This is a genomic window from Pseudomonas sp. PDM30, assembly GCF_019218985.1.
Lineage (GTDB): Bacteria > Pseudomonadota > Gammaproteobacteria > Pseudomonadales > Pseudomonadaceae > Aquipseudomonas > Aquipseudomonas jessenii.
The window spans coordinates 172,826-190,863 of record NZ_JAHUWM010000004.1; the positions used below are offsets into that span (position 1 = coordinate 172,826).

The window sequence follows — 18,038 nt, forward strand, 5'->3', positions numbered from 1 at the left end:
AATTGCAAGGACTCAGCTCAATATGGAGATGGTCCCAAGGTATTTCAAGGCGCGCGGCAGATTGTCGCAATCCAGACTGTCCAGCCAATGCAGATCAGTCCAACTGCGCAGCCAGGTGAACTGGCGTTTCGCCAATTGGCGCGTGGCAATGATCCCACGCTCCTGCATCTCGGCTGACGTCAGCTTGCCATCCAGGTAGTCCCAGACTTGGCGATAGCCTACTGCACGTATAGACGGCAACCCGGTATGCAGGTCTCCTCTATTACGCAGGGCTACGACCTCGTCAATGAATCCCTGTTCCAACATTAAAGTGAATCTTTGTTTAATTCGCTCGTGCAGTACCTGGCGATTTGCCGGAGCAATGGCCAAGTTCGCGACAGTATAGGGCAATTGTTGCAGTCCCGAAGCGGCTGCTTCAGTACTTTGCGCAGATTGTTGCAAACGCAGGGCGGTCATGCTTTGACCGCTGACACGATAAACTTCCAGCGCTCGACTCAATCGCTGGGGATCGTTCGGATGTATTCGAGCCGCGGACTCCGGATCGATCACCGCCAATTGTTCGTGCAAGGCTTGCCAGCCAAGGCGCGCAGCCTCTTCTTCGATTTGCGCACGGACCTCGGGATCGGCGGCCGGCATATCTGCCAGACCTTCAACCAAAGCCTTGTAATAGAGCATGGTGCCGCCCACCAGCAGCGGAATTTTTCCCCGTGCGGTGATATCGGCCATGGCTTCCAGGGCGTCACGGCGGAAATCCGCAGCCGAATAGCTCTCGGCCGGGTCGAGAATATCGATCAGACGATGCGGAAATTGCGCCAGCAGCTCTTTGGAAGGCTTGGCGGTGCCAATGTCCATGCCACGGTAGACCAGCGCCGAATCGACACTGATCAACTCGCAAGGCAGGACCTTGGTGAGCTCGATGGCCAGGTCGGTCTTGCCGGCGGCGGTCGGGCCCATCAGGAAAATCGCAGGTGGGAACTGGCTCATCAACGACCGCGCAAGAACAGTTTGTCCAGATCGTCCAGGCCCAGTTGGGTCCAGGTCGGTCGGCCATGGTTGCATTGACCACTGCGCTCGGTGTTTTCCATATCACGCAGCAGACCGTTCATTTCCGGCAGGGCCAACCGCCGATTCGCACGAACCGCGCCGTGGCAGGCCATGGTCCCGAGCAATTCGTTCAGGTGCGCCTGAATGCGGTCGCTGGTGCCGAACTCCATCAGATCAGCCAGGACATCAGCGACCAGCCGGTTGGCTTCGGCCTGCTTGAGCAGTGCCGGAATCTGCCGTATCGCCAGGGTTTCCGGGCCCAGACGCTGTAATTCAAAGCCCAGGCGCTGGAACCAGGCGACATGCTCCTCGGCGCAATCGGCTTCACGCTGGCTGACGGCCAGGGACTCCGGCACCAGCAACGGCTGGCCGCTCAGGCCCTCACTGGCCATCGCCACCTTCAGACGCTCATACATGATCCGCTCGTGGGCGGCGTGCATGTCCACCAGCACCAGGCCCTGAGCGTTTTCCGAAAGAATGTAGATGCCCTTGAGTTGTGCCAGCGCATAACCGAGCGGCGGGATGTCGTCCTGCCCGGCCGGCAGCGCGACGGCATTGGCCTCGGGCAGCGGTGCAAAAAACTCGCGATAGGCGGCCTGCGCTTCGGCGACAGGTGCACCGGACTGCGGTCGCGGCGTGTATTGATATTGATAACCCGCGCCAGCCCCCGAACCCGCCGGCGCATTGAACGACGGCTGAGCCTGAGGCTGTTCCAGCAGCGCATTGGCGGCCAGGCGCATTTCGCCCTGGGGTCCGAATTCACCGGCTTCGAGGCCGGTAGGCCGGACGATGGCCGTGGCAACCGGCGCCGCCAGTTGATCGTCGGGGCGCACATCGCCCAAGGCGCGGTGCAAGGTGCCGTAGAGGAAATCGTGGACCATGCGCCCTTCACGGAAGCGCACTTCGTGCTTGGTCGGGTGCACGTTGACATCGACGCCGGTCGGATCGACTTCGAAAAACAGCACGAAGGTCGGGTGCCGACCATTGAACAGCACGTCGCGATAGGCCTGGCGTACCGCGTGGGCCACCAGTTTGTCGCGCACGGCACGGCCATTGACGAAGAAATACTGCAAATCGGCCTGGCTGCGATTGAAGGTCGGCAGGCCGACCCAGCCCCATAGATGCAGGCCGTTGCGCTCGATTTCGATCGGCAGCGCCTGCTCCAGGAAACCCGGCCCGCAGATCGCCGCCACGCGCCGGGCACGGGCCGCATCATCATGGGCCTCGTGCAGGCTGAGGATGGTCTTGCCGTTATGGCGCAGATGGAACGCCACATCGAAGCGCGCCAGGGCCAAGCGCCTGATCACTTCTTGCAGGTGATCGAATTCGGTTTTTTCGGTCTTGAGAAACTTGCGCCGCGCCGGCGTGTTGAAAAACAGGTCGCGCACTTCAACCGAAGTGCCCACCGGGTGGGCCGCAGGTTGCACACGGGGCGCCATGTCACGGCCCTCGGTCTCGACCTGCCACGCCTGATCGGCGTCGCGGGTGCGGGAGGTCAAGGTCAGGCGCGCGACGGAGCTGATCGATGCCAGGGCCTCGCCGCGAAACCCCAGGCTCATGACCTGCTCGAGGTCTTCCAGGTTGCGGATCTTGCTGGTGGCGTGACGGGCCAGGGCCAACGGCAGGTCATCGGCGGAAATGCCACTGCCATCGTCGCGCACCCGCAGCAGCTTGACGCCGCCCTGCTCCACATCGACGTCGATGCGTTTGGCGCCGGAGTCGAGGCTGTTTTCCAGCAGTTCCTTGATCACCGAAGCCGGGCGTTCGACCACCTCACCCGCGGCAATCTGGTTCGCCAGCCGCGGGCTGAGCAGCTCGATGCGAGCGCTGTTGTTCACGACCTGATTCATTCTTTGGCCGCCAGTTCAGTGCCCGGAATGGTCAAGTGCTGACCAACCTTGAGTTCATCGCTCGACAGGTTGTTGGCGCTGCGCAGGGTGGCCGGCGCAACCTGATAACGAACGGCGATCATCGCCAGCGTCTCGCCAGGGTTTACCCGATGGTCACGTGGACCTTGGGCGATTTTTCCGGAATCACGCAGCCAGGCAATGTAAGTGCCTGGCGGCGGGTTCTGCTGGAAGAACTGGCGTACGCCGCTGCTGATCGAACGCGCCAGCGCCTGTTGATGGCTTGACGCAGCAAGCTTCGAGGCTTCGTTGGCGTTGGAGATGAACCCGGTTTCCACCAGGATCGACGGAATATCCGGCGACTTCAGTACCATGAACCCGGCCTGTTCAACCCGCTGCTTGTGCAGTGGCGTGACCCGACCGATGTTGCTCAAGACTTTCTGGCCAACGTTCAGGCTGGAGGTCAGGGATGCCGTCATCGACAAGTCGAGCAGCACGCCGGCGAGCATGCGGTCTTTGTCATCGAGGCTGACATTGCCAGCACCGCCGATCAGGTCGGAACGGTTTTCGCTGTCGGCCAGCCAACGGGCGGTCTCGGAAGTCGCGCCGCGATCGGACAGGGCAAATACCGAGGCACCGAAAGCGGCGGCAGAAGGCGCGGCGTCGGCGTGGATCGAGACGAACAGGTCGGCGCCTTTCTTGCGGGCGATTTCGGTACGGCCGCGCAACGGAATGAAGTAGTCACCGGTACGGGTCAGTTCGGCACGGAAGCCTTTCATGCCGTTGACCTGGCGTTGGGTTTCGCGGGCAATCTGCAGCACAACGTCTTTCTCGCGCTGGCCTCGGGAGCCGGAAGCCCCCGGATCTTCGCCACCGTGACCGGCGTCGATCACCACAATGATGTCGCGTTTGCCGGCCGGAGCCGGTGGCAGCTTGATCGCCGGTTCCGCAGGCGTGACCGGCACGGCAGGCACCGTGGCGACCGACGGTGTCGGCGCAGGCGGTGGCGCGGCGTCGGCGGCGTTATCGAACAGGTCGACCACCAATCGGTTACCGTACTGAGCGTTCGGCGCCAGGGAGAAGCTTTTCGGCGTCACGGCCTTTTTCAGGTCGATGACCACCCGCAAGTCCGTCGGCGTGCGCTGGGCCGAGCGCATGGCGGTAATCGGGGTGTTCGAGGTGTTGACGTTGAGCGGCGCACCGAGGGTCGCGCCATTGATGTCGATGACCAGACGGTCCGGAGCCGTCAGGGTAAAGACGCTGTGTTGCACCGGGCCGGTCAGGTCAAACACCAGTCGCGTGTTGTCCGGTGCCCGCCACAGACGAACACTGTTGACCTTCGAATCGGCCACAGCGTCGACGGTCACCGCCAAGAACAACACCCCTACGGCAGCCACCAACGCGCGAAAGCGCATACCTAACCCCATCATCTATTTGGATTCCAATGCCAAAGCGGCACACCAGGCCTCGCCACGCGAGCCCTGGGATAAAATTTTCAGCGAACGCCCGCTGTCTTGCGGGCTAATGGTAATGGTCAGGTCAGGCTTTGGCAAAAAGCCTGCACCTTTATCGGGCCATTCGATCAGACACAGGGCATCGTCTTCGAAGTAGTCGCGGATACCGAGGAACTCTAGCTCTTCCGGATCAACCAGACGGTACAAATCAAAATGGAAGGCGCGAATGTCGCCGATCTCGTAGGGTTCGACCAGGGTGAAGGTCGGGCTTTTGACTGCCCCGACATGTCCCAGACCGCGAATGATGCCTCGGGACAACGTGGTTTTGCCCATCCCCAGGTTGCCCTCAAGGAAGATCAGGCCATGGCCTTGGGTGATTCGGGCAATGCGTGCGCCAAAGTCGCTCATGGCCTGTTCATCGGCCAGGTACAGGGTTACTTCAGACACGGTGCTTGCTCCTCCAACAACTGACGAATGGCTGGGATCAGATCACTGGCCGCCAGCCCACGGCCCAATTTTCCTTGTTGCTCGCCGGCATTGGCGTGCAGCCAGACCGCCAGGCAGGCCGCGTCGAACGGCTCCATGCCCTGGGCCAGCAATGCGCCGAGCAAACCGGCCAGCACGTCGCCCAAACCGGCGGTGGCCATGGCCGGGTGCCCCTGATGACACAGCGCCAGACGTCCATCGGGATGGGCGATCAGGCTCCCGGCACCTTTCAGGACGACGACAGCTGTATATTTTTTACTCAATGCATGGGCTGCGGCGAGACGGTCAGACTGAACGTCGGCAGTGCTCACCCCAAGCAAACGTGCCGCCTCCCCCGGATGCGGGGTAATCACGCAACCCTTGGGCAGATCGACCTGTCCACCCGCCAACAGATTCAAGGCATCGGCATCCCAGACTTGCGGCAAAGGCGCATTGGCCGCAGCCGACAGCAGGCTGCGCCCCCACCCTGCCTGACCCAGGCCCGGCCCGACCACCAGCACCGATACCTTCTCAAGCAACCCCATCAGTTGATTGGCCGACGACGTGCCCAGCACCATGGCTTCCGGAATTCGAGAAAGCGCTGGCGAAACATGTTCCGGACGGGTGGACAGCGAAACCATGCCCGCACCGCTGCGCAGAGCACTTTGTGCACTCAGCAAAATTGCCCCACCGTAACCGCGATCACCGCCAATGAGCAGCACATGGCCGAACTTGCCTTTGTGGGATGCCGGTGCCCGGGACACCAGACGCGGCAGGTTAGCGATACACAAGCGCCGAGCCGTGAACGCAGTACCGTTCAGCAACTGCGGATCAGCCTGCAGATCGTTGAACACCAACTCACCCGTCACATCCGCGGCATCACCGGTGAACAACCCCACCTTCAAGCCAATGAACGTGACCGTCAGGTCGGCATGCACTGCATGACCAAGGATAAGGCCCGTATCCGCGCACAACCCTGACGGAATATCCACCGCCACTACCGGCAGTCCGCTGGCATTGATCGCGGCGATGGCGCTGACATAGGGATCACGCACGTCACCGCTCAGACCGGTGCCAAGCAAAGCATCCAGTACAATGCCGCGCAATCCGGATTGTGCCGTCCAGGGCTCGATGAGCACCTGTTCAGACACCGCCTCGGCATGGGCCGACGCCGCATCACCCTGCAAGCGCTGCGGATCGCCCACCGCCAGCACCCGCACCGACCAACCGGCACGCTGGGCCAGTACGGCCACCAGGTACCCGTCGCCTGCGTTGTTGCCATGTCCGGCCAGCACGCTCAGCTCGTTTGCTGTCGGCCACTGCCGCACCAGCGCCCGCCACGTCGCCCGCGCCGCGCGCTGCATCAATTCGAAGCCCGCCGTGCCGGCGGCGATCAGGCTCGCGTCGAGTGCTCGCACCTGGGCGGCGCTATACAGCGCGTCGGGTAATTCATCTTTAGTGTGCGGCATGCGTCTTCGGGCTCCGATGTCTGGCAGAATTATACGCATCTCAGCACCGGTTTCTCTCGTCTCATGCCCGCTATTACTACAGATCTGCCCGCCCTCGCCCAATCCATCAAGGACTGGGGCCGCGAGCTGGGCTTTCAGCAAGTCGGCATCAGCGGCCTCGACCTGGCCGAGCATGAGCAGCACCTGGAGCGCTGGCTCGAAGCCGGCTACCACGGCGAAATGGATTACATGGGCGCCCACGGCAGCAAACGCTCGCACCCCGAAGAGCTGGTGCCGGGCACTTTGCGCGTGGTGTCCCTGCGCATGGACTACCTGTCCGGCGACACGCAGATGGCAAAAATGCTCGCCCAACCGGAAAAAGCCTACGTCTCGCGTTATGCCCTGGGTCGCGATTACCACAAGCTGATCCGCAAACGCGTGCAACAACTGGCGGAAAAAATTCAGGCGCAGATCGGCCCGTTTGGCTACCGCGCCTTCGTCGACAGTGCCCCGGTGCTGGAAAAAGCCATCGCCGAACAGGCGGGGCTTGGATGGATCGGCAAAAATACCCTGGTCTTGAACCGCAAGGCCGGCAGTTACTTTTTTCTCGCCGAACTGTTCGTCGACCTGCCGCTGCCGGTCGACCCGCCCCATGCCACCGAACACTGCGGGCGGTGCAGTGCCTGCCTCGACATCTGCCCGACCAACGCCTTCGTCGGCCCCTATGTGCTGGATGCCCGACGCTGCATTTCCTACCTGACCATCGAACTCAAAGGCGCGATCCCTGAAGACCTGCGGCCACTGATCGGCAACCGGGTGTTCGGTTGCGATGACTGCCAGATTGTCTGCCCGTGGAACCGCTTCGCCCGCCCCTCCGGTGAAAGCGACTTCAAGCCGCGGCACAATCTGGACAATGCCGGGCTGGCGGAACTGTTCATGTGGGATGAAGAGAAATTCCTGAGCAGCACCGAAGGCTCGCCGCTGCGCCGGACGGGCTATGAAAACTGGTTGCGCAACCTGGCGGTGGGCTTGGGCAATGCGCCTTCAACGATCCCGGTGCTGGAGGCGCTGAAGGCGCGACGGGAACATCCTTCGGAACTGGTACGTGAACATGTTGCGTGGGCGTTGCGGCAACACGCCGAACGTCAGGCTTCGTCGTTATAGACGAACTTGGGCATTTCCCAATGAAAACGGATCGCCAGCAAGCGCAGCAGAAAACCGCCGAACAAGGTGATCAGAATCGATTGTTCGTCGGGTAATTGCAGATAGATGCAGAGCATGTAGCACCACGCCGCGGCGAACGAAACGCTGGCATAAAGCTCACGCCGGAAGATCAGCGGAATATCGTTGCAGAAAATGTCCCGCAGGATGCCGCCGAAGACGCCGGTGATCACGCCGCTAACGGAGGCGACCAACATGCCATGGCCCATTTCCAGGGCGGTGATGCAGCCGATCAGGGTGAACGCCACCAGGCCCATGGCGTCGAGCACCAGGAACAATGAGCGCAAATGCCGCATCCAGCGGGCCGTAAACACTGTGATCATCGCGGCTGCCGTGGTCAGCACCAGATATTCCGGGTGTTTGACCCACGTCAGAGGGTAATGCCCGAGCAGCACATCGCGCACCGACCCGCCACCCAGCGCCGTGACGCAAGCGATCAGCACCACACCAAACCAGTCCATGCCCCGTCGGCCGGCAGAGAGGGCGCCAGTCATGGCTTCGGCGGTGATGGCGATCAGGTAGAGCATCAGCAGCATAGTGGCGGTCCTTGCAGAAAGGCGCGCAGTCTACTCAGTTCACCCTGGCACCAAAAGAGGGCGCCTGAGATTCGCTCCAACCATCTAAGGTGACTGAACTGACGCCATCGCGAGCAAGCTCGCTCCCACAGGGGCGGCGTTGCACCTGTGGGAGCGAGCTTGCTCGCGATGGGGCCGGAACGGACGACCGTGAATCAGAATTTGATGAAATGCTTGCGGTAGTGCTGCAGCTCAGCGATCGATTCGCGGATGTCGTCCAGGGCCAGGTGCGTGCTGCCCTTCTTGAAGCTGTCACGCACATCCGGTGCCCAGCGCGCAGCCAGCTCTTTGAGGGTCGACACGTCGAGGTTGCGGTAGTGGAAGAAGCTTTCCAGGGATTTCATGTGGGTATAAAGGAAGCGACGGTCCTGGCAGATGCTGTTGCCGCAGATCGGCGACTTGCCCTTCGGCACCCACTTCTCCAGGAAGACGATGGTTTCGGCTTCGGCTTCGGCCATGCTGATGCGGCTGTCGCGAACCCGTTGGGTCAGCCCGGAACCGCCATGCTGACGGGTGTTCCACTCGTCCATGCCGGCAAGGATTTCGTCGCTGTGGTGAATGGCGATCACCGGGCCTTCGGCCAGGGTGTTCAGGTCACTGTCGGTGACGATGGTGGCCATTTCGATGATGACGTCGGTGTCCGGGTTCAGACCGGTCATTTCCAGGTCGATCCAGATCAGGTTCTGTGGGTTTTGCATGTGTCGGCTCCTAGGCAATGCTGCGCAGTTTAGCCTAGGCCGGTGGCCGGGCGTGCTAAACTCGCGGCCGTTTTACCTAATCGCTGCATTCTTGATACGGAACACCCATGGCCAAACGCCAACTCAATCGTCGTCAAAACTGGCGCATCGAAAAGATTCAGGGCGAACGCGCTGCCCGCGCCGCCAAACGCGAGTCCTCGGCCGTCGAGGCACTTGAGGGCGGCGATCTGGGCCCGGAACAGCACGGCCTGGTGATCGCGCACTTCGGTGTGCAGGTCGAGGTCGAGGCCCGCGACGGCGAACTGGCCGGCCAGGTATTCCGTTGCCACCTGCGCGCCAACCTGCCGGCGCTGGTGACCGGCGATCAGGTGGTCTGGCGTGCCGGCAACCAGGGTATCGGCGTGATCGTGGCGCAACTGCCGCGCAACACCGAGCTGTGTCGCCCGGACAGCCGTGGTCAGCTCAAGCCGGTTGCGGCCAACGTCGACATGATCGTCATCGTGTTTGCACCGCTGCCCGAGCCCCATGCCAACCTGATCGACCGCTACCTGGTGGCGGCCGAGCATGCAGGCATCAAGCCACTGTTGCTGCTGAACAAATTCGACCTGATCGACGAAAACAACGCTCCTGCACTGAATGCCTTGCTCGCCGTATACCGCACCCTGGGCTATCCGGTGCTGGAAGTGTCGGCGCACCACGGCAACGGCATGGAGCAATTGCAGACACAGCTGGACGGACGCATCAGCGTATTCGTCGGCCAGTCCGGCGTCGGCAAGTCGTCGCTGGTCAACAGCCTGCTGCCGGATGTCGAAACCCGCGTCGGCCCGTTGTCCGAACTGTCCGGCCAGGGCACCCACACCACCACTACCGCGCGGTTGTTCCACTTCCCCGGTGGCGGTGAGTTGATCGACTCCCCGGGTATCCGCGAATTCGGCCTGGGCCACGTCAGCCGTGCCGACGTCGAAGCCGGCTTCATCGAGTTCAACGACCTGCTTGGCACCTGCCGTTTCCGTGATTGCAAGCATGACCGCGAACCCGGTTGCGCCCTGCTCAAGGCCCTTGAAGACGGCCGCGTGCAGCAACAGCGGATGAACAGCTACCGCTCGATCATCGCCAGTCTGCCGGAAAACGGCTACTAAACAGACGTGCCGAGCACCCTGCCTTCAGCGGGGTGGCCGGCGGCTGGATCTTCCCCCCGCTTAAACATCAGACCTTTCTGTAAGACCTGTGCACGCTCGCTTGTAGGGCATTTCTCTTTCCGCACCATCCCCTTGTAGCCGCCCTGTATTCGCCTAAGTTCTAGCCCTCTTCGCACTCCAGCGACTCCGAGGGACACCTATGCAAACCTACCACCTGTTCATCAGCCACTCGTGGAACTACTCCGACGCCCACGACAATCTCGTGCGCCTGCTCAACGCCAAGCCTGGTTTCACGTACAAGAATTTTTCGGTTCCACCGGACAACCCGATTGTCGGCGCGAAAACCGACAAACAACTTGAGGAGGCCATCGAAAACAAGATTCGCCCGTGTTCGGCGGTGTTGATCATGGCCGGGATGTACTCCACCTACAGCAAGTGGATCAACAAGGAAATCGAAATCGCCAAGCGCATGGGCAAGGTGATCATTGCGATCAAGCCGTTCGGTGCCGAGCGCATTTCCACGGTGGTACGTGACGCGGCACATGCCGAATGTGCGTGGAACACCAACAGCATCATCAGCGCGATTCGCCAGCATACGGCGGTGTAACCATGCGCAAGGGACTGTTTATCGGCATCAACGACTACACCCATGTGTCGCGCCTGAGCGGTTGCAGCAATGACGCCATGGCCATGGCCTCCGTGCTGAAAACCGACGCCAATGGCGATCCGAACTTCAAGAACATCGTGCTGACTTCCGCCGAGGACTTCCTGAGCAGGGAAAAACTCGAAGACCAGATCCGCGAGCTGTTTTCCGGTGACTGCAACGTCGCGCTACTGTATTTCGCCGGCCACGGCAGCTTCGACACCGACACCGACGAAGGCATGTTGATCCCGCAGGATTACAAGAGCGCCAAGGACGGGATTCGCCTCAGCGACATCCTCAACTGGGCGAGCAAGGCCACCAAGATCAAAAACAAAGTGATCATTCTCGATTGTTGCCAGAGCGGCTCGGCCGGCGAACTGCGCGCCTTGCGCAGCGAAGGCAGCGTGGTCGGCGAAGGCATGACCATTCTGACCGCCTGTAAAAAGGAAGAGCCGGCGATGGAGGGCATGCAGCACGGCGTGTTCACCGGATTGCTGCTCCAGGCCCTGCACGGCGGAGCCGCGAACATCCTGGGCAAGATCACCCCCGGCAGCCTCTATTCGTTTGTCGACAATGCCCTTGATGCCTGGGAACAGCGTCCGGTGTTCAAGACCAATGTCTCGCAGTTCATTTCCCTGCGCGAAGTGTCACCGCTGATCCCCAAGGAAATCCTGCGCAAACTCCCCGAATGGTTTGCCGAAGCAGAGTCGGTGTACCCCCTCGCCCCCAGCTTTGAGCCCACCGAGCCCGAGTTCAACCCGGAACAGGGCGAGGTCTTCGCCCAGTTGCAAAAGTGCAACCGCCACAGCCTGGTCGAACCGGTGGACGCCGAACACATGTACTACGCCGCCATCCACTCCACCGGCTGCCGCCTCACCGCCCTCGGCGCCTATTACCGCGAACTCGCGATCAAGGGACATTTCTGATGCCAGTGTTTATCAGCTACCGCCACATGGACCGCGCCCACGCGATCAACATCAACACGCGCCTGATGCAGGCCAACATCAAGACCTACCTCGACGTACTGGATGCCGAATCCCAGACCACCGACGACATCACCGGAGTGATCACCCGCAACATCAGCGAATGCACACACCTGCTGGCGGTGGTGTCGGAGAAAACCGCACTGTCCTGGTGGGTGCCGTTCGAAATCGGCGAAGCGACCATCACCAACCGGCGCATCTGCTCGTTCAAGACCGGCCCGACAGAGCTGCCGCTGTACCTCGACAAATGGCCGAAGCTGACCAGCGACCGGGACATCGAGTTCTTTATTGATGCTTATCGCAACGAGTCGATGCTCAAGCGCTCGATGTCACTGGATTCGGTGACCGGTAGCGAGTCGGTGCGCAGAGTTAACAAATCCAATGCGGATCGCTTTCACGCAGACCTCAAGTCCCGAATCATCCGCGGTTTCTGACGCCACTTCGCTCCCAGATCCATCCTCTTGACCGGTCGGGTTTTCTCTCGCACAACATCTGTAGGAGCCGAATTGCTGGCTCCTACAGGACTGCGGTAAGCAGATTTTTTGTCGTGTCTAGTCCTGAAATCGACTCACAGCCCCCGATCATCTTCGTGACGTCACGAAGATGATCGGGGGTCTCTAGTCCAGGACTAAATACCATTTGCTGCTTTTTCCAGCTTCCACCCCAGCGCATCCAAGGCGTCACAGCCGTCCTGGATCAACATATGCGCAGCGTTGGCAAAATGCTCCAGGTCATGTCCTTCTGCTTCTTTGACGCATAGGCAGGTGACGCTATTGAGCAGATTACGTGCGGCTTTGATGCGGTGAGTGGCGGTTTCGAGAAGATCCGAAACTTTGGCTTCGGTGTCGATGTACAACGTCGTGCCGACACTGAAGTTGCCTTGTAGAGGGTGGTACTTAGCCATAGGTCTAACTCCGATCATGTGGGTGAGGTTCCATCTTTGTTTCGACCGGCTAAGATCGGTCACCACGTGAGCAGCAACGGCTGAACTATAAATAGATGCGTGGACGACTGAAAACCTTGGTACGAAATTTCAGATCATTCCTACAACTACTAAGCAAACACAAAACTCGGAAGCACTGGCACGAGACACAAAAAAGCCGACATCGCTGTCGGCTTTTTTGTCGGTCACTGCTTGGGCGGTTCAGCCGGTTTGGCTGGCTCACCCGGCTTCGGTGCCGGATCATCGAACAGATTCAGACGCTCGCGCAGTTCGTGCGCCGGCAGCGGTTCCTTGTCCGCCGGCAACGCGTTCGGGTCAACCGGTGCAGCCGGTGCGGCTCCCGGCGCAGTCGAACCTTGCGGTGCATCAGGAGCAGGTTCAGCACCTTGCGAACCTTCGATGGCACGCTGTGCTTTCTTGGTCAGGACGACGATGTCGATACGGCGGTTCACCGGGTTGAACGGATGCTCGCGATCGAACAGGGCCGACGAGGCATAACCGACCACGCGCGCCACCTGCGCATCCGGATAGCTGCCCGCCACCAGCGCACGCCGTGCGGCGTTGGCACGGTTGGCAGACAGTTCCCAGTTACCGAAATCACCGGTGCCGGTGTATGGCTTGGCATCGGTGTGGCCGCTGATACTGATCTTGTTCGGCACCGCCTTGATGGTGTCGGCCATGGCCAGCAGGATGTCTTCGAAATACGGCTTCAAGCGAGCAGAACCTGAATCGAACATCGGACGGTTTTCCGCGTCCATGATCTGGATTCGCAGGCCGTCCGGCGTGATTTCGAACAGGATCTGATCCTTGAACTTCTGCATCTGCGGGTTTTCTTCGACCTTGTTCTGCAGTTCTTGCAGCAACAGCTCGAGGCGCTCTTTTTCGACCTGCTCGGCCATGCCTTCGACCTGATCGGTATCGATGGTGACCTTGTCCGGCTGCGGCTGGGACTTCACCTCGGGGTTGAGAGTGTTTTCCGGCGCCAGGGTCGGCGTGCCGCCCAGATCGATGATGTAGGGCGTGCCACTTTCGGAAAAGCCGATCGGGTCCTTGAAGTAACCGGCGATGGCAATTTTCTGTTCCGGCGTAGCGGTGGACAACAGCCACAACACCAGGAAGAACGCCATCATCGCCGTGGCGAAGTCGGCGAAGGCGATTTTCCAGGCGCCCCCGTGATGCCCGCCGGCGATGCGCTTGACGCGCTTGATGATTATCGGCTGGTTATTTTCCATGGCTTAACGACCGCGAACCGCTTGTTCCAGCTCGGCGAAGCTTGGACGGTGCGCCGGGTACAGGACCTTGCGCCCGAACTCCACGGCCAGCGATGGCGGCATGCCGGAAGCCGAAGCCACCAGCGAGGCCTTGATGGCTTCGTAGACGTTCAGCTCTTCCTTGGCATCATGGGCCAGGGAATGGGCCAGCGGGCCGAAGAAGCCGTAGGCGGCGAGAATACCGAAGAAGGTACCCACCAGTGCCGCACCTACGTGCAGGCCGATGGACTTCTGGTCGCCTTCACCCAGCGAAGCCATGGTCACCACGATACCCAGTACCGCCGCGACGATACCGAAACCGGGCATGGCGTCGGCGATGCCGTTCACCGCGTGGGACGGATGCTCCAGGTCTTCCTTGAGGCTGAACAATTCCATGTCGAACAGGCCTTCCAGCTCGTGCGGCGCCATGTTGCCGGAAGACATGATGCGCAGGTAATCGCAGATGAACGCGGTCATGCGCTCGTCCTTGAGTACCGTCGGGTACTTCGCGAAGATCGGACTCGCAGCGGCATCTTCGATGTCGCCTTCGATGGCCATCATGCCTTCGCGGCGGCTCTTGTTGAGGATCTCGTAGATCAGGCCCAGCACTTCAAGATAGAAGGCGTGGTTGAAACGTGAACTGAACATGCTCAGGGACTTCTTGAGCACGTGCATCGTCATGTAGCCGGGGTTGGCCTGCAAGAAGGCGCCGAGGGCAGCACCGCCAATGATCATGACCTCGAAAGGTTGTATCAGGGCGGCAATCTTGCCGTGGGAAAGCACGTATCCGCCGAGCACGCTCGCGAATACGACGATGATGCCGATAATTTTAGCCATAGGTTAGGAGAGCACTTACTGAGTCGGGTTCAAGGTCATATTCGGAAGTTAAAAAATCTCTTCTTCTACTTATCGGCAAAACTGCGCCAGACTATAGCCCGTTCAGGCGAAAAGCTAATTTGACCCCATCCGGGCACAGGTAATGTTAACGATGATCGCCTCCCACCATGGTTAACGAAACGAACGTTCCAACGCCAAAACCAACGACCCTCGAAGGCTGGGTCAAGCTGCTCGATGGCGTACGTCTTCCCGTCCCGCAAGCCAGCCATGACCGTGTCTGCAAGGCCATCCGAGATAATCGCAGCTCGCTGCGCGACATCGCCGACCTCATGCAAGGCAGCCCGGCCCTGGCCTTGAGCGTGATTCGCGAAGCCAACCGGCATACCCATGGCAGCATGACCGAGCCTGCGGAAAACCTTGAAATTGCAATCAACCGCCTCGGTTTGAAACGCACCGAAGAGCTGCTCGCGCGGCTACCCGCCGAACCCGAGCTCGAGATTCCCAAAGCCCTGCGTCAGTTGCAGATGATCAGCCAGCACGCCACGCAACAGGCCAACGGTTTTTTTGCCAGCCGCCTGGCGCGCCTGTGGCAGGACATCCACTGGGGCAGCCTGCTGTTTCTTTCGCCCCTGTGGCCGCTGGCACTGACCCATCCGAAACTGCTCGAAGAGTGGGAGCTGCGGGTCATCCATAAAGGCGAGTCGGCACGCAAAGTCGAGCAGCAACTGTTTGGCGTACGCCTGCTGGATATCGGCCAGGCGCTGGTGGAGGTCTGGCGCTTGCCGATCTGGGTGCAGCAAGGCTATCGATTGCTGCTCACCGAGCAGCGGGAACTGGTGAAAGTCCTGCGCATCGCCCGTGACAGCGACCATCCACTGCGCCAGCAGAATCGCCTTGACGACGATCCGACCCTGCGCCGCTGGCTCAATCAACCGGCCAATACAGTGCTGCTGGCCAATGGGCTGGCGCTGTCGGCGCAACACGCCTGGGACAGCCCCCACAGCGAGCGCTGGCAGTACCTGACCAGCCTTTACCTGCAAATGCCGATGGACGAACTGCAGCAGCAATTGCACCAGCAAGCCGCCAACAGCGCACGCCAACACGCCATGCCCGACCTCTGGCACCCCGCCGAGTCGCTGATCTGGCCGTGGGGCATGAACCGTGTCCACGCAGGCTTGCTGCCGGCAGCGGCACCTACCGCCGAAGACCTGGCGAAGTGGCGCAAGCAATGCGCCGAGTTGCTGGTCGAGCCGAGCCGTTTCACCAACGCCATGCACCTGACCATCGCCGCCCGTGACGCCCTCGTGGCCTGCGGCATGCGTCGGGTGATGATCCTGATGGCCGATCGCACCCACGCCAACCTGCGCGTGCACCAGACGGCTGGCCTGCCGAAGGAAGCGACCGGGTTGAATTTCGTGGTCAGCCAGAGCAACGTGTTGCAACGCCTGCTCGCGCAGCAGGCCCAGGTGCGCCTGACGCCTGCCAACAACGCGCAATTCTCGGCCATGTTGCCCAATAGCCTGCGCTCGCAGTTCAGCGGTGAACACTTGCTGCTGCGTTCGCTGATCAACAATGGCCGGGTGATCATGATCGTCGTGGCGGATCAAGGCGGCGGGCCGTTTTCGGAAATTTCCGTACAGGCCTTCGGCAAAACCGCACAGTGCATCGAGAAAGCCCTGCACAGCTTTAGCCACCGTGGCCAATAAGCTGCGCTACAATCCTCCCTTTTGTGCTCTGGAGACCTCACATGTCTGACTTCTCTGGCTTGCCGCTGGTGATCGAGCCGAGCGACTTGCTCCCTCGCCTCGACGCCCGCGAACTGATTCTGGTGGACTTGACCAGTGCCGCCCGCTACACCGAAGGGCACATTCCCGGCGCGCGCTTTGTCGATCCAAAGCGTACGCAGCTCGGCCAGGCCCCCGCCCCGGGGCTGATGCCCCCGCAGGCAGCACTCGAAACGCTGTTTGGTGAGTTGGGGCACAACCCCGATGCGGTCTACGTGGTGTATGACGACGAAGGCGGCGGTTGGGCCGGACGCTTCATCTGGCTGCTGGATGTCATCGGCCACAGCAAGTACCACTATATAGATGGCGGCCTGCCGGCCTGGCTGGCGGAAGGTTCGCCCATGTCGATCCAGGTCCCGCCACCGGTGGGCGGCCCGGTTCCACTGACCTTGCACGATGAACCCACCGCCACCCGCGAATACCTGCAAAGCCGTCTCGGCGCCGCCGACCTGGCAATCTGGGATGCGCGCGGGCCGCTGGAGTACTCCGGCGAGAAAGTCCTGGCAGCCAAGGGCGGACACATTCCCGGCGCGATCAATTTCGAATGGACCGCTGGCATGGATCGGGCACGCCAGCTGCGCATCCGCACCGACATGCCGCAGATCCTCGAACAACTCGGGATCAGCAAAGACAAAGAAGTGATTACCCACTGCCAGACACATCATCGTTCTGGTTTCACCTATCTGGTGGCCAAGGCTCTCGGTTATCCGCGGGTCAAAGGCTACGCCGGCTCCTGGGGCGAATGGGGCAATCATCCCGATACCCCGGTAGAAATTTAAGATTTTTAAGGACCGTTAATGAACAAGCGTCTGTTTCTCCTCGGCCAGTACCTGCTGCCCCACAACTTGCTCTCGCGTCTGGCCGGCTGCATCGCCGAATGCCGCGTGCGCTGGTTCAAGAATGCCTTCACCGCCTGGTTCGCCAAACGTTATCAGGTGGACATGTCCCAGGCGCTGGTCGAAGACCTGACCGCCTATGAGCACTTCAACGCGTTCTTCACCCGCGCACTGAAAGACGGTGCCCGTCCGCTGGACGAAACCCCGGGCGCGATCCTCAGCCCCGCCGACGGCGCGATCAGCCAGCTCGGCCCGATCGAGCACGGCCGCGTGTTCCAGGCCAAGGGCCACAGCTTCAGCGTGCTGGAACTGTTGGGTGGCGATGCGGCAAACGCTGCGCCGTTCATGGGTGGCGACTTCGCGACCATCTACCTGTCGCCGAAGGACTACCACCGCGTGCACATGCCCCTGGCCGGCACCCTGCGCGAGATGGTCTACATCCCGGGCCGTCTGTTCTCGGTCAACCAGACCACTGCTGAAAACGTTCCGGAATTGTTTGCCCGCAACGAGCGCGTGGCGTGCATTTTCGACACCGAGCGCGGCCCGATGGCCGTGGTGCTGGTGGGTGCGATGATTGTGGCCTCGATTGAAACCGTCTGGGCCGGTCTGGTGACACCGCCGAAGCGTGAGCTGAAAACCTTCCGTTACGACGAAGCCGCACGTGCGCCGATCCACCTGGAAAAAGGTGCGGAACTGGGTCGCTTCAAACTGGGTTCGACCGCCGTCGTGCTGTTCGGGCCGGATCAGGTGAAGTGGGCTGAAGAAATGACCGCCGGTACAGCGGTGCAGATGGGTCAGGGCATGGGCTCACCAAAAGCCTGATCAACGCACATACCTGTAGGAGCGAGCCTGCTCGCGATGGGCGTTAACG

General features: G+C 61.0%; 18 protein-coding genes. 8 read left to right on the plus strand and 10 right to left on the minus strand.

Going from position 1 to position 18,038, the window contains the following annotated elements; all coding sequences use genetic code 11:
• Nucleotides 1-12: 12 nt before the first annotated feature.
• From miaA to KW840_RS11425, 5 genes are read right to left on the minus strand one after another with little or no spacing between them, the layout of a single operon-like run.
• Nucleotides 13-984 (minus strand): tRNA (adenosine(37)-N6)-dimethylallyltransferase MiaA, encoded by a 972-nt coding sequence (gene miaA / locus KW840_RS11405; protein WP_057712242.1) that lies wholly within the window; start codon nt 982-984, stop codon nt 13-15.
• The gene (gene mutL, locus KW840_RS11410) at nt 984-2,894 is read right to left on the minus strand and encodes a DNA mismatch repair endonuclease MutL (RefSeq protein WP_057712243.1); all 1,911 of its coding nucleotides are present in this window, start codon (nt 2,892-2,894) and stop codon (nt 984-986) included. Before mutL ends, miaA begins: the two co-directional genes overlap by 1 nt.
• A complete protein-coding gene (locus KW840_RS11415; RefSeq protein ID WP_150811893.1) occupies nt 2,891-4,321 on the minus strand; it encodes an N-acetylmuramoyl-L-alanine amidase in 1,431 nt (476 codons plus the stop codon). Before KW840_RS11415 ends, mutL begins: the two co-directional genes overlap by 4 nt.
• On the minus strand, nt 4,322-4,792 hold the full coding sequence (tsaE, locus tag KW840_RS11420) for a tRNA (adenosine(37)-N6)-threonylcarbamoyltransferase complex ATPase subunit type 1 TsaE (protein ID WP_007973252.1): 471 nt from the start codon (nt 4,790-4,792) through the stop codon (nt 4,322-4,324). It abuts the gene before it with no gap.
• The gene (locus KW840_RS11425) at nt 4,780-6,279 is read right to left on the minus strand and encodes an NAD(P)H-hydrate dehydratase (protein ID WP_218495187.1); all 1,500 of its coding nucleotides are present in this window, start codon (nt 6,277-6,279) and stop codon (nt 4,780-4,782) included. The genes tsaE and KW840_RS11425 overlap by 13 nt, the downstream gene beginning before the upstream one ends.
• 63 nt (nt 6,280-6,342) lie before the next feature.
• Here KW840_RS11425 and queG point away from each other — a divergent pair, with 63 nt between their 5' ends.
• Nucleotides 6,343-7,422, plus strand: a complete 1,080-nt coding sequence (gene queG, locus KW840_RS11430; RefSeq protein ID WP_057712246.1) for a tRNA epoxyqueuosine(34) reductase QueG — start codon at nt 6,343-6,345, stop codon at nt 7,420-7,422.
• Here the strand turns inward: queG and KW840_RS11435 are convergent.
• Nucleotides 7,404-8,015, minus strand: coding sequence for a trimeric intracellular cation channel family protein (locus KW840_RS11435; RefSeq protein ID WP_090452809.1), 612 nt, complete (start codon nt 8,013-8,015; stop codon nt 7,404-7,406). The genes queG and KW840_RS11435 overlap by 19 nt on opposite strands.
• A 194-nt stretch (nt 8,016-8,209) precedes the next feature.
• Nucleotides 8,210-8,752 (minus strand): oligoribonuclease, encoded by a 543-nt coding sequence (orn, locus tag KW840_RS11440; protein ID WP_218495188.1) that lies wholly within the window; start codon nt 8,750-8,752, stop codon nt 8,210-8,212.
• A 107-nt stretch (nt 8,753-8,859) separates the two neighbouring features.
• Here orn and rsgA point away from each other — a divergent pair, with 107 nt between their 5' ends.
• The 4 genes from rsgA (at nt 8,860) to KW840_RS11460 (ending at nt 11,951) form a co-directional block, all read left to right on the plus strand.
• The gene (rsgA, locus tag KW840_RS11445; protein ID WP_007978809.1) at nt 8,860-9,891 is read left to right on the plus strand and encodes a small ribosomal subunit biogenesis GTPase RsgA; all 1,032 of its coding nucleotides are present in this window, start codon (nt 8,860-8,862) and stop codon (nt 9,889-9,891) included.
• Between the two features lie 199 nt (nt 9,892-10,090).
• Nucleotides 10,091-10,498 (plus strand): TIR domain-containing protein, encoded by a 408-nt coding sequence (locus KW840_RS11450; RefSeq protein WP_057712249.1) that lies wholly within the window; start codon nt 10,091-10,093, stop codon nt 10,496-10,498.
• Nucleotides 10,499-10,500: 2 nt separating this feature from the next.
• Nucleotides 10,501-11,460, plus strand: coding sequence for a caspase family protein (locus KW840_RS11455; RefSeq protein WP_057712250.1), 960 nt, complete (start codon nt 10,501-10,503; stop codon nt 11,458-11,460).
• Nucleotides 11,460-11,951: a toll/interleukin-1 receptor domain-containing protein gene (locus tag KW840_RS11460; protein WP_057712251.1), complete on the plus strand. Its 492-nt coding sequence runs from the start codon at nt 11,460-11,462 to the stop codon at nt 11,949-11,951. Before KW840_RS11455 ends, KW840_RS11460 begins: the two co-directional genes overlap by 1 nt.
• 194 nt (nt 11,952-12,145) lie before the next feature.
• Here the strand turns inward: KW840_RS11460 and KW840_RS11465 are convergent, their stop codons facing one another.
• The 3 genes from KW840_RS11465 to motA form a co-directional block, all read right to left on the minus strand.
• Nucleotides 12,146-12,421 carry a hypothetical protein gene (locus KW840_RS11465; protein ID WP_218495189.1) on the minus strand — a complete coding sequence of 92 codons (276 nt, stop codon included), beginning with the start codon at nt 12,419-12,421 and terminating at the stop codon, nt 12,146-12,148.
• A 224-nt stretch (nt 12,422-12,645) separates the two neighbouring features.
• On the minus strand, nt 12,646-13,692 hold the full coding sequence (gene motB / locus KW840_RS11470; RefSeq protein WP_090452803.1) for a flagellar motor protein MotB: 1,047 nt from the start codon (nt 13,690-13,692) through the stop codon (nt 12,646-12,648).
• A gap of 3 nt (nt 13,693-13,695) precedes the next feature.
• A complete protein-coding gene (motA, locus tag KW840_RS11475; protein ID WP_015093220.1) occupies nt 13,696-14,547 on the minus strand; it encodes a flagellar motor stator protein MotA in 852 nt (283 codons plus the stop codon).
• 167 nt (nt 14,548-14,714) lie between these two features.
• On the opposite strand from motA, the gene KW840_RS11480 reads away from it, so the two are divergent.
• Genes KW840_RS11480 through asd form a run of 3 tightly spaced genes read left to right on the plus strand, consistent with a single transcriptional unit; the run spans nt 14,715 to nt 17,989 of the window.
• Entirely contained in the window at nt 14,715-16,253 is a 1,539-nt protein-coding gene (locus tag KW840_RS11480) for an HDOD domain-containing protein (protein WP_218495190.1), read from the plus strand.
• A 41-nt stretch (nt 16,254-16,294) separates the two neighbouring features.
• On the plus strand, nt 16,295-17,110 hold the full coding sequence (gene rhdA / locus KW840_RS11485; RefSeq protein WP_057712254.1) for a thiosulfate sulfurtransferase: 816 nt from the start codon (nt 16,295-16,297) through the stop codon (nt 17,108-17,110).
• Between the two features lie 18 nt (nt 17,111-17,128).
• Complete coding sequence (gene asd, locus KW840_RS11490; RefSeq protein WP_008048034.1) at nt 17,129-17,989, plus strand: archaetidylserine decarboxylase; 861 nt, start codon at nt 17,129-17,131, stop codon at nt 17,987-17,989.
• The last annotated feature ends 49 nt before the right edge of the window (nt 17,990-18,038 follow it).

Coding starts and splice junctions, on each gene's coding strand:
- mutL (WP_057712243.1), bottom strand. CDS start 2,894: ATGAATCAGGTCGTGAACAACAGCGCTCGCATCGAGCTGCTCAGCCCG.
- KW840_RS11460 (WP_057712251.1), top strand. CDS start 11,460: ATGCCAGTGTTTATCAGCTACCGCCACATGGACCGCGCCCACGCGATC.
- asd (WP_008048034.1), top strand. CDS start 17,129: ATGAACAAGCGTCTGTTTCTCCTCGGCCAGTACCTGCTGCCCCACAAC.
- KW840_RS11480 (WP_218495190.1), top strand. CDS start 14,715: ATGGTTAACGAAACGAACGTTCCAACGCCAAAACCAACGACCCTCGAA.
- KW840_RS11455 (WP_057712250.1), top strand. CDS start 10,501: ATGCGCAAGGGACTGTTTATCGGCATCAACGACTACACCCATGTGTCG.
- KW840_RS11465 (WP_218495189.1), bottom strand. CDS start 12,421: ATGGCTAAGTACCACCCTCTACAAGGCAACTTCAGTGTCGGCACGACG.
- motA (WP_015093220.1), bottom strand. CDS start 14,547: ATGGCTAAAATTATCGGCATCATCGTCGTATTCGCGAGCGTGCTCGGC.
- KW840_RS11435 (WP_090452809.1), bottom strand. CDS start 8,015: ATGCTGCTGATGCTCTACCTGATCGCCATCACCGCCGAAGCCATGACT.
- rsgA (WP_007978809.1), top strand. CDS start 8,860: ATGGCCAAACGCCAACTCAATCGTCGTCAAAACTGGCGCATCGAAAAG.
- orn (WP_218495188.1), bottom strand. CDS start 8,752: ATGCAAAACCCACAGAACCTGATCTGGATCGACCTGGAAATGACCGGT.
- KW840_RS11415 (WP_150811893.1), bottom strand. CDS start 4,321: ATGATGGGGTTAGGTATGCGCTTTCGCGCGTTGGTGGCTGCCGTAGGG.
- queG (WP_057712246.1), top strand. CDS start 6,343: ATGCCCGCTATTACTACAGATCTGCCCGCCCTCGCCCAATCCATCAAG.
- rhdA (WP_057712254.1), top strand. CDS start 16,295: ATGTCTGACTTCTCTGGCTTGCCGCTGGTGATCGAGCCGAGCGACTTG.
- miaA (WP_057712242.1), bottom strand. CDS start 984: ATGAGCCAGTTCCCACCTGCGATTTTCCTGATGGGCCCGACCGCCGCC.
- KW840_RS11425 (WP_218495187.1), bottom strand. CDS start 6,279: ATGCCGCACACTAAAGATGAATTACCCGACGCGCTGTATAGCGCCGCC.
- motB (WP_090452803.1), bottom strand. CDS start 13,692: ATGGAAAATAACCAGCCGATAATCATCAAGCGCGTCAAGCGCATCGCC.
- KW840_RS11450 (WP_057712249.1), top strand. CDS start 10,091: ATGCAAACCTACCACCTGTTCATCAGCCACTCGTGGAACTACTCCGAC.